Origin of the sequence: Tannerella serpentiformis, assembly GCF_003033925.1 — a bacterium.
Classification (GTDB): Bacteria; Bacteroidota; Bacteroidia; order Bacteroidales; family Tannerellaceae; genus Tannerella; species Tannerella serpentiformis.
Genome location: NZ_CP028365.1, coordinates 2,047,838 through 2,062,690, shown reverse-complemented (window position 1 = coordinate 2,062,690; position 14,853 = coordinate 2,047,838). Strand labels below are relative to the sequence as shown.

Sequence of the window (14,853 nt, the reverse complement as noted above, 5' to 3'; positions counted from 1 at the left end):
AATCGGCCGCCACAAAACTATTTCAGCTCATTTCCTCAGGAAATCGGCCGCCACAAAACTGTTTCGGCTCATTTCCTCAGGAAATCGGCCACTCACTTACTCACTCATTTCCTCAGGAAATCGTAGGATGGCCTACATCGAACTTGACGTTATAACTACTTCTGACTACCGCGCCGAAGGCGCATAACTACCCGGCCGAAGGCCGTAACTACGATTGCGACGCAGCCGCCTTCTTTCTCTTTCGATTACGCCTGATGCGTGCGATGATGATCCACACAATGGCGACGAACAGCAGGATGGCCCAGAGGTTCGCGAGGCCGACGATGACCCACAGGAGGTTGTCCCATCCCTGACGCAGTGCGCGTTGGAACTTATATCCGAAGCCTGCGGCGACGGTCTTCTCGTAGAACGAGACGGTGAGCGTGCTGAGCGCTACCTGATTCTTGAGATAGCGCATCTGCCCCTCGGCCGATTCGATCTCGGCGCGCAGACTGCTGATCTGCGCCTCGACCTTGAGAACCTCATCCACGCTATTGGCGCGTTTGAGCAATTCCTGATAGCGGGCTTCGAGGTCTTTCTTCGTCTTGAGGCGGGCGTCGAGGTCGATGTACTCCTGGGTGACGTCGCTCACCTCGATGTTCTTGTAGTCGATCTTGCCGGCTTCGGCAGTGATACGATCCACGAGGGCGTCGAACCGGTCGCTGGGCACACGCAGCGTAACGGTGGAGGTCTGTCGGCCCTCCTCCTCGTCCTTGCTGTCGCTGGCCACGTAGCCCTTAGCCTCGGTGACGGCCTTCTGTATGGCTGCACGCGTCTTCTGGGCGTCGGACGTCTCGAAGCGCAGCATGCCGTTCTTAGTCAGCTTGCGTTCAGGGATAGCCTCTTCACCCACGCGGATGTCGGACGAGCTGCTGCCGGCTTCGGCAGCCATCTCCTTACTGTCAGCCACTCCGTACGCAGCACTCTTGTCTGCGCCCGTGCATGAAAAAGACAGGACTGCCGCAAGCAGCCCCGTCATGAGTTTATTGATGTGCGATCTCATAAAAACAGGTGGTTATGCGCCTATAGCGCGGTGGTAAGGGCTCTCTTGTGAGCGCCCACAGTAATCAGATGTGATAGGTGTTTGTAGGGGCGAAGATTTTTCGCCCCTACATATGTACCAAGCCTTACGCCTTCGGTTTCTCTGCTTCCTTCGGTTTGTCCCCGTTCTTGAGGTACTTGTCAAACCACTTGAAGAACTCACGCTGCCAGAGGATGGCATTCTGCGGACTGAGTACCCAGTGATTCTCCGTCGGGAAGATGAGCAAACGGCTCTCTACGCCTAACATGCGCGCCGTGTTGAACGCCGCCATACCCTGCGAATACGGTACGCGGAAGTCTTGCTCACCGTGGACGATCATGATCGGCGTGTTCCAGTTCTTCACCATCAGGTGAGGCGAGTGTGAGTAGGTGTTCTGAGCCACTTTGTTGTCCTTGTCCCACGGTGCTCCGCCGTTCTCCCATTCATCGAAGAACATCTCCTCCGTCGTCGGATACATGAACTCCGAGTTGAAGATGCCGCAGTGCGCCAAGAAGGCTTTGAAGCGACCCTTGTGTGTGCCGGCCAGGTGGAAGATGGAGAAGCCGCCGTAGCTGGCGCCCATTGCACCGACGTGATCCTTGTCTGCCCACGGCTCCTTGCAGATCTCGTCGACGGCGGCGAGCAGGTCTTGCTCATCCTGCGTACCGTGATGCTTCGAGATGGCGTCGGCCCACTCCTGACCCGATCCAGACGTGCCGCGGCGAGCAGGCACAACGACTACGTAACCCTGTGCAGCCATTAACATATAGCTCCAGCGGTAGCTAAACGACGGGCTGAGCACACCCTGCGGACCGCCGGTGCACATGAGCAGGATGGGATACTTCTTCGAGGCGTCGAACTTGGGCGGGTAGACCACCCAGGTCACCATCTGCTTGTTGTCCGTCGTGGTCACGAAACGCTTCTCGAACGTCGGCAGATTTAGTTTGCTCAGCAAATCCTTGTTCACCTGCGAGAGGTCTGTACCCTTACCCGTAGCTGGGTCGACACTGTAGATCTCGGCTGGATCGACAAGCGTGGTGCGCGTAGCGATCAGTTTATTGCCAGCCAACGCCACGTGTTGATAGTCCTGATTGCCATCGGTCAGCTGACGAAAAGAGCGAGAGGCTACGTCGAAGGCGAAGATCTGATAGGCCTCCTTGATCGGGGCGGTGAGGTAGATCGTCTTGCCGTCGGGCGTCCACTGCAGCGACGAAGGACTGGCGTCGAGCGAGTCGGAGACGTCCACCATCTGTCCGTTCGGCCACTCCATCATCATCATCCGCTCCTTGTCTGCCTCATATCCGCCGCGGCGCATGCTGGACCAGAGGAGCGTCTTGCCATCGGGCGAGAATTGCGGGTTCTGGTCATAGCCCGGCATGTCGGGTGTCAGGAGGCGCGTCTGCTTGTCGGCCAAGGTATAGGAGTAGAGGTTGGAGTTGGTTTGGAAGGCATAGTCGCGTCCGGAGAGCTTCTTACAGGTGTAGACGATCACGGATCCGTCGGGGCTCCAAGCGATCTGCTCCGTGCCACCGAAGGGTTTCACAGGCGAGTCGAAAGGTTCGCCGGGCATGATGTCTTCTACGGTCTTCACCTTGTCTCCCTTCACGTCGCCGAGGTAGAGGTGATTGTAGGAACCGTCCTTCCACGTGTCCCAATGGCGGTACATAAGATCGTCGTAGACGTAGGCCTTGGCCTTGTCGAGATCTTCATAGAGGTCGCCATTCATGCACTTTTCGATCTTGGTGGGGATCACGAGCAAGATCTTATCACCAGCTGGGGCGTAGAGGAATCCTTCAATCGACTGCTCGATGTCGGACACCTGTTTCTCGGCGCTACCGTCCGGGGCGATGTTCCAAAGTTTACCCTCACGCAGATAGGCGATAGCCTTGCCGTCGGGCTTCCAAGCCACAGCACTCTCGCTGGCGGCGGTGCGGGTGAGTTGCTTCTTGTTCGTGCCGTCCGCGTCCATGATGTAGAGATCGGCGTTGCCGCGGTTTTCGGGGATACTGTAGTAGGTCACCGTGTAGGCGATTTGCTTACCGTCGGGCGATACGCTGACGTTGCCTACGCGACCGAAAGCCCAGAGCACCTCGGGGGTCATCTGTCCGTTCTCAATCTTCACTTCCGGCGCTCCGATCACGGTCTGATCCGAGGTGCCTTCTTTCTTCTGATCTGTTGTGTTACATGCCATCATGGCCAACATGGTGCATGCAGCTAATCCTTTGTTCATATTCATATGGGTCTAAAAGTTTGTTGGTTACGCCGGTAAAAGTACAAACGGAATCTAAACAGGGGTGTAGGGACGTCGAACGGAGTCATCCTCCATCCATGAACCTTAGTGCCAGATCTGGTGTTTCCTTCGCGTCCGACTTACAACTACATTATGGCTGATAATTATTTAGAGAAACGATTCGCGCAATATGAGGCGCGAAAGGCTGCGGGCACCAGACCACGCCGGCGGCATACGGAACCAGCACGGCCGGCGATCGTACTACCCACAAGGCACCGCATCATCCTGGCCTCTCAGTCGCCACGCCGACGCGAACTGCTCGGTGGGTTGGGCGTGCAGTTCGACGTGCGCGTGATCCCCGACATTGATGAATCGTACCCCGAGACGCTCCGGCCTGAGGACGTCCCGCTGTATATCGCCCACGCCAAGGCACGCGCCTATCTGCCTTCGCTCGCGGCCGACGAGCTGCTTATCACGGCCGACACTGTGGTCGTCCTGGAGGGCGACATCCTCGGTAAACCCCGCGACCGCGACGATGCCCTCGGCATGCTCCGCCGACTCTCCGGACGACGCCACACGGTGGTCACGGGCGTGGTGCTGACCCCGGGCGACGGCCAACGCCAGGCGGATTTCTCCGTCGCCTCCACGGTCGACTTTGCGCCGCTATCCGAAGCCGAAATCACCCTCTACATCGACCGCCTTCGCCCCTTCGACAAGGCTGGCGCGTACGGCATACAGGAGTGGATTGGCTTTGTGGGTGTGCGCGGCATCGAGGGCTCGTTTTACAACGTCATGGGCCTGCCCGTCGGCCGGCTCTACGAGGAGCTGCGTCGTATGGGCGAGATCGTTGAGGGGATATAATCCCCAAAACAACATGCGTAAAGCCATCAAAAAGCAGTTACAACCCCCAATACAATACTCGTACTGGCTCTGAAAAGCGTTTGCAACACCCAAAACACATGTGTATTGGCACCTGAAAAGCGTTTGTAACACCCAAAACACACGCGTATTGGCTCTGAAAAGCGTTGGCAACACCCAAAACACATGCGTATTGGCACCTCAAAAGCGATTACAACACCAAAACAACACTTGTATTGAGGCCTTGCAACGGTTACAAACCTATGACGGAGGCCGAAACTCGCTCTACTTTTGCAGCGTGAGGATCTCCCTCACACAAGGCATTCAAACACCCTTTTAATCCCACTTATATGCATAAGAAATTGACTATCGCGCTCGTTGCGCACGACAATCGCAAGGTCGACATGATCGACTGGGCCGTCTTTAATGCCGACTTCTTGGCCGGCCACAATCTGGTCTGCACCGGCACGACCGGCACGCTCATCAAGGAGGCCTTCGAGGAGCGGGGCATCGAATACAGCAACATCCGCTGCATGCACTCTGGCCCCATGGGGGGCGACACGGAGATCGCCGCCATGGTGGTGCGCAAGGAGATCAACCTGGCCGTCTTCCTTATCGACGACCTCAACCCGCAGCCTCACGAGGCAGATATTCAGATGCTCCTCCGCCAGTGCCGCGTGCACAATGTGCCCATCGCCTGCAACCGATACAGTGCCGATCTGATGATCACCAGCACGCTCTGGGACGACAATCTGTACGTTCCCATGGAGCCCAAATACGTACCCTTTGACCGTAATAATTATTCGATATGAAGCTCAACATTGCCGTTTTGCCGGGCGACGGAATAGGCCCGGAAGTGATGGATCAAGCACTCAAAGTGGTGCGCGCCATCAGCGAAAAATTTGGCCACACGCTGCACACAGAGACGGCCCTCACGGGCGCCTGCGCCATTGACGCCGTGGGCGATCCGTATCCGGAGGCCACCCACGAGCTCTGCATGCGCAGCGACGCCGTCCTCTATGGCGCCATCGGCTCTCCCAAATATGATAACGACCCCACGGCCCGCATCCGGCCTGAGCACGGACTGCTGGCTATGCGCAAAAAGCTGGGGCTTTACGCCAATATCCGCCCCGTGACAACGTTTCCCTCGCTCCTCGACCGCTCGCCGCTCCGGGCCGATCTGGTGGAAGGCGTGGACTTTGTCTGCGTCCGCGAACTCACCGGCGGACTCTATTTCGGCCGTCCGCAGGGCCGCAGCGAGGACGGGCGCGTAGCCTACGACACGTGCGTCTATTCCCGCGAAGAGATCGAGCGGATCGTGCGTCTGGCCTACGGTTACGCCATGAAGCGCCGCCGCCATCTGACAGTGGTGGACAAGGCCAACGTGCTGGCCACGTCACGGCTGTGGCGTGAGGTAGCGCAGGAGGTGGCGCAGGAATTCCCCGGCGTAGAGACGGAGTATATGTTCGTCGACAACGCCGCCATGCGCCTCATCCAGTGGCCTAAAAGCTTCGATGTGGTGGTCACGGAGAACATGTTTGGCGACATCCTCACCGACGAGGCTTCCGTCATCAGCGGATCGCTCGGGCTGCTGCCCTCGGCGTCGGTCGGGCTGCACACGTCGCTCTTCGAGCCCATCCACGGCTCCTACCCCCAGGCCGCCGGCCGCAACATCGCCAACCCGCTGGCCATGATCCTCTCGGCCGCCATGATGTTTGAATACGCCTTCGACCTGCCGGACGAGGGCGCCGCCATCCGCCGCGCCGTAGACGCGTCGATGGCGGCCGGCATCGTCACCGAAGACATCGCCCCCAAAGGCGCCCAGGCTTATGGGACGTCGGAGGTGGGAGACTGGATCGCCGCCCACGTGGCCCAATAATTCTGCGTACTGCCGGCCAAACTTGGCCAGCGCCCTTAATACGTCATCTTAATCAGTCCCTCGACCTCCGCCCGATCGGCGCCCAGGTCGAGGGCTTTTTTGAAATCGGTGGCCGCTGCCTCCTTCTCATACTGCGCCAGTCGGATCTTGCCGCGCAGTATATATAGGTAAGCCGACGGCTCCCGTTCGCCCGCAAATACCCGACGGAGATCGGCCATGGCGCGGGCGTTCTTTTTCATCAGGAAATAGAGTTCGGCACGCTCCTCATAGAGTCGGAGGTCGTCCGGGTCACGGCCGATGAGGAAGGTCAGCACCGCCTCGCTGTCGGCATAGTTGCCGCGCGCTTTGTCTAAGAGCGCAAAGCCCAGTCGCCCCAGCTTCGAGTCACGGTCGCGAGCTAAGATCTGCTCAAAGTCCGCATCGGCCAGCATGTACTCCTTCAACTCCACGTAAAGCACGCCACGACGGAAGCGCGCCTCGACATCGGCCGGATCCACGCGGAGCAGCGTCTCATAGTCCGCCAGCGCCCGCTCCGTCTCGCCACGCTCGATGAAGAGCTCCGCGCGATTAGAGAGTATCAGCTTGTTATCCGGCTGCAAACCGAGCGCAGCGGTGTACGACGTGAGCGCCTCATCCCGTTGGCCCAGGCGCCGCTGAATGGTGCCAAGATTAGAGAGTAGCGCGAAATTGTTGCGGTTCGCCGGCTCGCGGTGCAGCGCCGCCTTGAGCGCCTGTTCCGCCGCGGGCAGGTCGCCCCGATCCGCATAGTCGTAGCTCTGCTGGATGAGTTCCTCATACGTCTGCGCCCCGAGCTTTACGCCGCACAGCGCGCAGAGCAGCGCGGCCACAATGATTTGTTTGATGTTCATGTCCTATCGTGATTATCTGATTGATGTATCGAAAGCTAAGTGTTGATGCGGCCTTTGCGCCCTTCGTTATTCGTCTATCTTTGCGCCCGCATTTTAACACACCAACGAAGTTTTATTATTCAAACATGGCAACAAAGATCAGATTGCAAAGATTCGGCCGTAAGGGCTACGCCTTTTATCAGGTCGTAATCGCAGACAGCAGGGCTCCACGAGATGGAAAGTTTATTGAGAGGATCGGTTCGTACAACCCCAACACTAATCCTGCCACAATAGATTTGAATTTCGATAGAGCTTTGTATTGGCTGCAGGTAGGTGCACAGCCCACTGACACGGCACGCATGATCCTCTCTCGCGAGGGGGTATGCCTCAAGAAGCACCTCCTGGAGGGCGTTAAGAAGGGCGCCTTTGACGAGGCGAAAGCCGAAGAGAAGTTTCAAGCATGGCTCTCGGAGAAGAAGCTGGCCCTGCAACAGGTGAAGGACGCTGAGCGCGAGAAATCGAAGGCTAAGGTCAAGGCCCGCCTCGACGCAGAGACCGAAGTAAACAAGGCCAAGGCCGAGGCGCTGGCTAAGAAGCGCGCTGAGATAGCTGCGGCTAAGGCGCAGGCTGAGGCCGAAGCTGCCGCCGCCGCTGCGGCTGCCGAAGCTGAGGCAGAGGCTGCAAAGGCCGCTGAAGCACCGGCCGCTGAGGCTGCTGCTCCCGAAGCCGAAGCTGCACCTGCACCGGAAGCCAACTAAGGAATCCACCACGCAGTCTGCCCCCCTCGCTATCGATCGGGGCAGGCGTACAAAAAAGAAGTGTCCGACTACCCCTACGCGGGTGGGTCGGACACTTCCGTTTTATGGCATCAGCGGGATGAGCCCGCCGATGCAGAGAGTGAGCGTGTGGTGGCGCCTACTTCTTCTTCTCGAGCAAGACCTCTTCGATCATCTTCACGAAGCTCTCCTCCGGCATGGCGCCCATGCTGACCTGTGGCTCGCCCTTCATGGGCACGAAGACGATGGTCGGAATGCTGCTCACGCCGAATGTCCCGGCCAGCTCGCGCTCCTTGTCGACGTTGATCTTGTAGATCACAATGTCGTCCTTATATCGCTTGGCTAGGTCTTGGAGCACCGGAGCCACGCGTCGGCAGGGGCCGCACCAATCGGCGTAGAAGTCGATGATGCACGGCTTGTCGCCCTCGTAGGTCCACTTCGACGGATTCTTCTCGTAGTTGAAGACCTTGGTCAGGAAATCAGCCTTGTTCAAAACAATTACTTCGCCTACATCGCCCGCAGCCGGATCGGCTTGTGCCCTCACGCACGCTACGACGGAAAGGAGTAGGAGGAGCGTCAAATACTTCAATTTGTTCATACGGTTTCTTCTTACTGTGAATGAATTAATGCGGCGCAAAGATAGACGTGCATTCAAATAGGCTTCTGCAGCGACGGATTAGGCGCCCCCAACCGGCTCCGAGCGTATTGCAGGGCGCGCGAATCCTCCAGAATCTGATTTTAGAGGATTGCACACCGTTGCAATGGCTCAGAATCTGATTCTGGAGGATTGCAGACCCTTGCAATGGCCTAGAATCTGATTCTGGAGCTTTGCAGACCGTTGCAATGGCTCAGAATCTGATTTTAGAGGATTGCAGATCGTTGCAATGGCTCAGAATCTGATTCTGGAGCTTTGCAGACCCTTGTAATGGCCTAGAATCTGATTCTGGAGGATTGCAGACCCTTGCAATGGCTCAGAATCTGATTCTGGAGCTTTGCAGACCTTGCAATTCCCGTAAAACCCGGTTTTAGTCCACCTCGTAATGGATGCGAAGGCCGGCGAAGTCGGGCAGGAGGGCGCGGTGGATGGTGAGGAGGCGGCGGCGGACGTCATCGGCGGGCTGCGTGAGGGGCACCTTGAGCAGGATCTGCCGGATATAAAGCGATCGCACACGGGCTACGGGTGGGGCGTAGGGACCAAGGAGGCCGTCGGTGAAGGACGGGCGGAGGCGCTCGGCATACGTCTCGGCGGCGTGGCGAAGGGTGTCCTCGTTGCGGTGGCGAAGGATGATGGTGATGAGTCGGCAGTAGGGGGGATAGATGAAGCGGCGGCGTTCAGCCAGGAGCGCGGTGGCCATGCTGACATAGTCGAACGTGCGCACCCATTGCAGCAGGGGCTGGTCAGGGTGGGTGGTTTGGATGACGACCGTGCCGCGGCGATCGCGTCGGCCCGCCCGACCGCTCACCTGCATCATCAGCTGAAAGGCACGTTCGTGGGCGCGGAAGTCGGGGATGCTCATCAGGCTGTCGGCGCTCAGTACACCGACCACGCCCACGCGACCGAAGTCAAGCCCTTTGGTCAGCATCTGTGTGCCGACGAGCAGCTGGGTGTGCCCCTGCTCAAAGTCGCTGAGGACGCGCCGATAGGCCCTCGGCGTACGGACGGCGTCGGTGTCCAAACGCCCGACGCGGACGCTGGGGTAGAGCGCGCTGATCTCGTCCTCCACGCGCTCCGTACCATAGCCCAGCCCCCGCCACTCCTCACTGTCGCACTCCGGGCAGTGCGTCGGCAGGGGCTGCGAACGGCCGCAATAATGACACACCAGGCGGTGCTGTGTGCGATGGTAAGTCAGGCTGACATCGCAATAGGCGCAACGCGGGACGTAGCCACACGAGCGACACTCCATGACGGGCGCGTAGCCGCGTCGATTGCGGAAGAGGATCGTCTGTCGGCCCTCGGCCAGCGCACCGTCGATGGCCTCACGCAGCTGCGGAGAGAGGAGGGCGTCGTACTTCATGCGCCGTTTGCGCCGCATCTCCTTCGTGTCCACAAGCACAATCTCCGGCTCGGGCGCAGCGCCATAACGCTCGGTGAGGGTGACAAGGCCATACCGCCCCGTACGCGCCAAGTAGTACGTCTCGAGCGACGGCGTGGCCGACCCGAGCAGCGCCCGCGCCCCGTGCATCCGAGCCAGCATCAGCGCTGCGTTGCGCGCATGGTAACGTGGCGCCGGGTCGTTTTGCTTATACGACGGCTCATGCTCCTCATCCACCACAATCAGCCCCAACCGATCGAAAGGCAGAAAGAGCGACGACCGTACGCCGACGACGACCGCAGGCTCGCTATCCGTGCGGAGCAGTCGGCGCCACACTTCCGCGCGTTCGCGGTCGGTGAGGCCGGAATGGTAGACGAGCAACCGGGGGCCGAGGACGTCCGCCAGTCGCTCCGTCATCTGTGTCGTGACGGCAATCTCAGGCAACAGGTAGAGCGCCTGCCGACCGGCGCGGAGGGTGTCGAGGATGAGATGGAGGAAGATCTCCGTCTTGCCGGACGAGGGGGCGCCGTGGAGCAGGCAAACGGGGTGCGTATCGAAGGATGCGCGAATGGCTTCGTAAGCCGACTGTTGTGCCGATGTGAGGGGGCGAACGGGATGTGTGACGCGATCAAGGAAGAGGGGTTGCGGCTCCACGGTGCGCTCCACAAGCGTCAGCACGCCACGGCGTACGAGGGCCGTAAGCAGGGCGGCCGATGCGCCGCTCGTGGCCAGCAGTTCCTTGCGAGAGACCTCCTGCCGACCGTCGGGCGAGAAGGGTTGGGCGGCGTCGAGGAAATGGAGCAGCAGTCGCTCCTGACTGGCCGCGCGTCGGAGCGTGTCAAAGAGCGGCCGCAGACTCTCCTCATCGGGGTAATCGGCAGCGAGGCGGACGAACGTCTCACGCCGTGGCGTGATGCCAGCCTTCACTTCCGCGTCCACATGCACAGCGCCCTCGGCCACCAACGTCGTGAGCGTAGGGAGCAGGTTTCGCACCCCCGCCCGACGCTCTAATTCGGCCACGGTGGGCGGCTTGGGAAAGGTGGCCAACGCATCGAGTGCGGCCTGCGCCTTGGGCGAGAGGGCGGGCGCCGAGGCGTATCCGTCAGACAGCGAAACGACCGTCTCACTGTCGGGTCTGAGCCCGGCAGGGACGGCCGCATTGTAGACTTCGCCCGGCGTACACAGGTAATACGACGCCATCCAGTCCCAGAAGCGCAGCTGCGCGGGTCGGACGACGGGCGTCTCGTCCGGAGCCACGAAGATGGGCTTGAGCGCATAGCCCGCAGCGGGCGGACGGTGGTGCACGTCACGCACAATGCCCGTATAGTAACGCCGCGCACCGAAGGGCACCACCACACGCATGCCCACTGTCACCAGATCGGCCATATCGTCGGGCACGAGGTAGGTGTACGTATCCGCCATAGGCAGCGGCAGGAGGACGTCGGCGTAAAGCACGATCAGAACAGCACTGCTGCGGAGAACATCCACGTGTTCGACCGCACACCGTAGGCTGACGCTGCGTGGTTGATGCCGTAGGGATAGGCGCGGTAGTAGTCCGTGATGCCCAAGTTGTACGTCAGGCTGAGCTGCACAGTCCGCATGATGTCGATGCCGCCCGTGAAGTTCCAACTCGTGGCCACGTTGCGCGCGGAATAGACCATCGTGCCTGCGTAGTGATTCTTATCGCCCGTGAGGCGGAACGACAGCGAGGGGCCCATCGCGATAAAGGGGGAGGTGCTGGGGAAGGGGAAGCGGAACTTCAACGACATGGGCAGGTCGATGTAATCGTTGCGGAAATCCCTATTGTGCCCGTAGCCCTCGCCGATGCCACGCTGGCTGAAGAGCAGCGCACCGTCGACGTATAGCCCCGGGGCGGGCAGATGGATCTCCATCGTCGGGCCAAAGTGTACGCCCACCACCTGGTCGGCATCGATGCCATACTTCGCGCTCACGTTGGCCAGATTGAGCCCCGCCTTGAGGCCGAAGCGCACGGGCTGCACACGGCTGTAGGTAGTGCGTCGTTGCGATTGTCTGGGGCGGCGGGATTGCGCCTCGCCCATCACGGTTGTCAGCAGCAGTAACACTGCCAAAATCATGCTTGTCTTTTTCATTTTGTCTCTGTCATTAATGGGTAAGCATAAAGCAGGGGAAGGCTATGGGTAGGCCCTCCCCCGCGGATGGTTTGAATCATTCAAAAGAACACGGTGGCCGACACCATCCAGGTGTGCGGCTTACCGGAGTAAGAGTTCACGTTTCTGCGATCGAAAGCCTTGTAATTGTCCGTCAGGCCGAGGCTGTACGTAAGCCCCACCTGCACGGCTTCCATCACCTCAGCGCCGGCCGTGAAGTTCAGCCCCGCGGCAAAGCTCTGGGCCTCCACCTGCCGGATCACCTGATCGGTAATGCCCGAGATGTCCCACGACTTGTCGCTCGACACGCGGAACGAGGCGTAGGGCCCGGCCGCCAGGAAGGGTGAGATCAGGGGCAGGCCGAACTTGAACTTGGCGTTCACCGGCACATCGATATAATCCGACCGCAGACTCTCGCCGCGCACCCCGAAGCCGCGCTGGCTGTAGAGCACGGCTCCGTCGATGCCAAGGCCGAGGAGGGGGATGTTCCACTCCAGCATGGGCCCGACGTGGAAGCCGGTGATGTTCTCCGCGTCCAGCACATGGCGATCGAACGACACCGAGGCGATGTTGACACCGCCCTTCACGCCGAAGCGACACTGCGCCTGGGCCGTCGTCACGGCGACGAGCATCACAGCTGCCGCCAGCATCCATTTCATTCTTCTCATTTCTGTTTCTCCTTTCAGTTTGGGGGTTGTTATACGTGGGGGGTTATGGGTACAAACTCTCCCATAAACAACCGGGCAGCGGTAAGTGTTCACGGAGGTGCGGAGGCCCGTCGCTGTGTGCGATAATAAGAAACAGGTATGTAATTTATCGTCGAAGTCTTCGGTAATAAGAAACATACATGCGGCTTACCGTCACTGTGTGCGATAATAAGAAACAGGCATGTAATTTATCGTCGAAGTCTTCGGTAATAAGAAACATATATGCAGCTTACCGTCGCTGTATGCGACATTAAGAAACATGTATGCGGCTTATTATCGCTGTGTATTTCGGGGGCATGCAAGCCTGCGACGGCCCGTCGCTGTGTATTTCGGGGCCTCCCCCGGCGAAAGGGTCTACTTTTGCGGCGGGTACGGAGGGTGCTGCATTTCACTTCCCAACGGCCCATCACTACTAAACTACGTTTTCAATTATGGACTATGCAATAATTGCTGCGGGCGAGGGCTCGCGGCTCGTGGATGAAGGGGTCACGACACCCAAACCCCTCGTGAGGCTGCTCGGAGAGCCGATGATCGATCGCCTGATGGGCCTTTTTCTCAGGCATGGCGCCACGTCGATCAGCGTGATTGTCAATGAGGAGATGGCCGACGTGCAACGCCACATGGAGCAACTCGCGCTACCCGTGCCGCTGAACCTGGTGGTGCGGTCGACGCCCAGCTCGATGCACAGCTTTCATGCGCTCAGGCCTTTCTTGACGAGCGACACGTGTTGCCTGACGACGGTCGACACGGTGTTTCGCGAGGAGCCGTTCGCGGCCTATATCGACGCCTTCGAGCGCAGCCCGCTACTCGACGGGATGATGGCCGTCACGGCCTACGTGGACGACGAGGCGCCGCTCTATGTCCGGACCGACTCGGCGGGCATGATCCGCGGCTTCCTCGACCGTGAGGAGGGTCAGGCGGCGGGCTGCCAATACGTCTCGGGCGGCATGTACTGCCTGCGTCGGGCGGCGCTCGACGTGCTCGATCAGGCGATGGAGCAAGGCGTCTCCCGCATGCGCAACTATCAGCGGATGCTCGTCAGCGAAGGGCTACGCCTCCGGGCCTACGCCTTCGATAAGATCCTCGACATCGACCACGCCGCGGACATCGCCAAGGCCGAAGCCTTCCTATCCACCCCCTGACTACTCATAACTACTTCTGACTACCCTTTGACTACCCCCTAACTACTTCTGACTCCCCCTAACTACCGCGGCCGCAAGGCGCATAACTACCGGGGCGAAGCCCCCTGACTACCGCGGCCGCAAGGCGCATAACTACCGGGGCGAAGCCCCTTGACTACCGCGGCCGCAAGGCCGCATAACTACCGGGGCGAAGCCCCTTGACTACCGCGGCCGCAAGGCCGCATAACTACCCTCTACATGCATACCTATATAGTAGCCGGCATTCGGCGCGACCCACGATTCTCGCCCCACCACGAGGCCAATGACGAGGCCATCTTCCGTCTCACGGCCGAGGCGCTGCGGGCGCGTGGCTGCACGGTGCGGGAGTACACCGAGGTCGACCTCTGGGCCGAGGCCGTGAGCGCCGATGCGGTGTTTGGCATGGCCCGCGACCCGCGCTCGATCCGCTGTTTGCAGCGCATGGAGGACGGCGGGCTGCCGGTCATCAACTCCGGTTACGCCATTGCCCGCTGTGGCCGTGAGCCGATGACACGCCTACTGACCGAGGCCGACTTGCCACACCCGCGCAGCCTGATCCTCCCCACGGCTGACGACCCCGTGCCAGCGCTCGCCTCGGCTGCGATCGACGCCTGCTGGATGAAGCGGGCCGACGGCCACGTGGTCGGTGCGGGCGACGTGACCTTCGCGGCCAGTCGGGAGGCAACGCGCGAGGTCTTCCGCAGGCTCTCCGACGGCGGCATACGGACGGCTGTCGTGAACGAGCATCTAACGGGCGACCTCGTGAAGTTCTACGGCGTGGCGGGCACCGACTTCTTCTATGCCTTCTATCCGACGGCCACGCACCACGGCAAGTTCGGGCTGGAGCAGGTGAACGGGCCCGCGCGGGGCATCGCCTACGACGCCGACGCGCTCCGCACGACCTGCCATCGCGCTGCCACTGTGCTCGGCCTGCGCGTCTACGGCGGCGACTGCATCGTCTCCGACACCGACGGCCTCGTGCGCCTGATCGACTTCAACGACTGGCCCAGCTTCGCCCCCTGTCGCGAGGCGGCGGCACCGTTTATCGCCTCCTGTATAATAGGTAGTATCGGCCTTCGGCCGGGTAGTTATGCGCCTTCCGGCGCAAGTAGTCAGAAGTAGTGAAGCGTAGTGCCTCATTACTTCCAACTACCCTCTGACTACCCCTGACTA

The 14,853-nt window shown here is 60.1% G+C and carries 13 protein-coding genes; 6 read left to right on the top strand and 7 right to left on the bottom strand.

The annotated features are described in order from the left end of the window. Window positions 1-208 precede the first annotated feature (208 nt). Both C7123_RS08650 and C7123_RS08645 read right to left on the bottom strand, forming a co-directional pair. The gene (locus C7123_RS08650) at window positions 209-1,042 is read right to left on the bottom strand and encodes a DUF4349 domain-containing protein (protein ID WP_069174761.1); all 834 of its coding nucleotides are present in this window, start codon (window positions 1,040-1,042) and stop codon (window positions 209-211) included. A gap of 124 nt (window positions 1,043-1,166) precedes the next feature. Further along, window positions 1,167-3,290 (bottom strand): S9 family peptidase, encoded by a 2,124-nt coding sequence (locus tag C7123_RS08645; RefSeq protein ID WP_069176314.1) that lies wholly within the window; start codon window positions 3,288-3,290, stop codon window positions 1,167-1,169. 153 nt (window positions 3,291-3,443) lie between these two features. Here C7123_RS08645 and C7123_RS08640 point away from each other — a divergent pair, with 153 nt between their 5' ends. The 3 genes from C7123_RS08640 to leuB all read left to right on the top strand — a co-directional run bounded on the left by C7123_RS08640 (window position 3,444) and on the right by leuB (window position 6,027). Further along, a complete protein-coding gene (locus tag C7123_RS08640; protein ID WP_107490638.1) occupies window positions 3,444-4,151 on the top strand; it encodes a Maf family nucleotide pyrophosphatase in 708 nt (235 codons plus the stop codon). Window positions 4,152-4,498: 347 nt separating this feature from the next. After that, window positions 4,499-4,960, top strand: coding sequence for a methylglyoxal synthase (locus C7123_RS08635; RefSeq protein ID WP_037981879.1), 462 nt, complete (start codon window positions 4,499-4,501; stop codon window positions 4,958-4,960). Continuing rightward, window positions 4,957-6,027: a 3-isopropylmalate dehydrogenase gene (gene leuB / locus C7123_RS08630; protein WP_069174760.1), complete on the top strand. Its 1,071-nt coding sequence runs from the start codon at window positions 4,957-4,959 to the stop codon at window positions 6,025-6,027. Before C7123_RS08635 ends, leuB begins: the two co-directional genes overlap by 4 nt. Window positions 6,028-6,062: 35 nt before the next feature. Here the strand turns inward: leuB and C7123_RS08625 are convergent, their stop codons facing one another. After that, on the bottom strand, window positions 6,063-6,896 hold the full coding sequence (locus C7123_RS08625) for a tetratricopeptide repeat protein (RefSeq protein ID WP_083206789.1): 834 nt from the start codon (window positions 6,894-6,896) through the stop codon (window positions 6,063-6,065). Window positions 6,897-7,021: 125 nt separating this feature from the next. On the opposite strand from C7123_RS08625, the gene C7123_RS08620 reads away from it, so the two are divergent. Beyond that, on the top strand, window positions 7,022-7,633 hold the full coding sequence (locus C7123_RS08620) for a 30S ribosomal protein S16 (protein WP_037981882.1): 612 nt from the start codon (window positions 7,022-7,024) through the stop codon (window positions 7,631-7,633). Window positions 7,634-7,790: 157 nt separating this feature from the next. Here C7123_RS08620 and trxA read toward each other — a convergent pair whose 3' ends face one another. The 4 genes from trxA to C7123_RS08600 form a co-directional block, all read right to left on the bottom strand. Next, on the bottom strand, window positions 7,791-8,249 hold the full coding sequence (gene trxA, locus C7123_RS08615; protein ID WP_069174759.1) for a thioredoxin: 459 nt from the start codon (window positions 8,247-8,249) through the stop codon (window positions 7,791-7,793). Window positions 8,250-8,676: 427 nt separating this feature from the next. Beyond that, complete coding sequence (priA, locus tag C7123_RS08610) at window positions 8,677-11,172, bottom strand: replication restart helicase PriA (protein ID WP_237269304.1); 2,496 nt, start codon at window positions 11,170-11,172, stop codon at window positions 8,677-8,679. Continuing rightward, window positions 11,142-11,795: an outer membrane beta-barrel protein gene (locus C7123_RS08605; protein ID WP_069174757.1), complete on the bottom strand. Its 654-nt coding sequence runs from the start codon at window positions 11,793-11,795 to the stop codon at window positions 11,142-11,144. The genes priA and C7123_RS08605 overlap by 31 nt, the downstream gene beginning before the upstream one ends. A gap of 80 nt (window positions 11,796-11,875) precedes the next feature. Further along, window positions 11,876-12,481 (bottom strand): porin family protein, encoded by a 606-nt coding sequence (locus C7123_RS08600; RefSeq protein ID WP_069174756.1) that lies wholly within the window; start codon window positions 12,479-12,481, stop codon window positions 11,876-11,878. Window positions 12,482-12,951: 470 nt separating this feature from the next. On the opposite strand from C7123_RS08600, the gene C7123_RS08595 reads away from it, so the two are divergent. Together C7123_RS08595 and C7123_RS08590 are read left to right on the top strand one after the other, a co-directional pair. Beyond that, window positions 12,952-13,662, top strand: coding sequence for a nucleotidyltransferase family protein (locus C7123_RS08595; protein WP_069174755.1), 711 nt, complete (start codon window positions 12,952-12,954; stop codon window positions 13,660-13,662). Window positions 13,663-13,899: 237 nt separating this feature from the next. After that, on the top strand, window positions 13,900-14,802 hold the full coding sequence (locus tag C7123_RS08590; protein ID WP_069174754.1) for an ATP-grasp domain-containing protein: 903 nt from the start codon (window positions 13,900-13,902) through the stop codon (window positions 14,800-14,802). The last annotated feature ends 51 nt before the right edge of the window (window positions 14,803-14,853 follow it).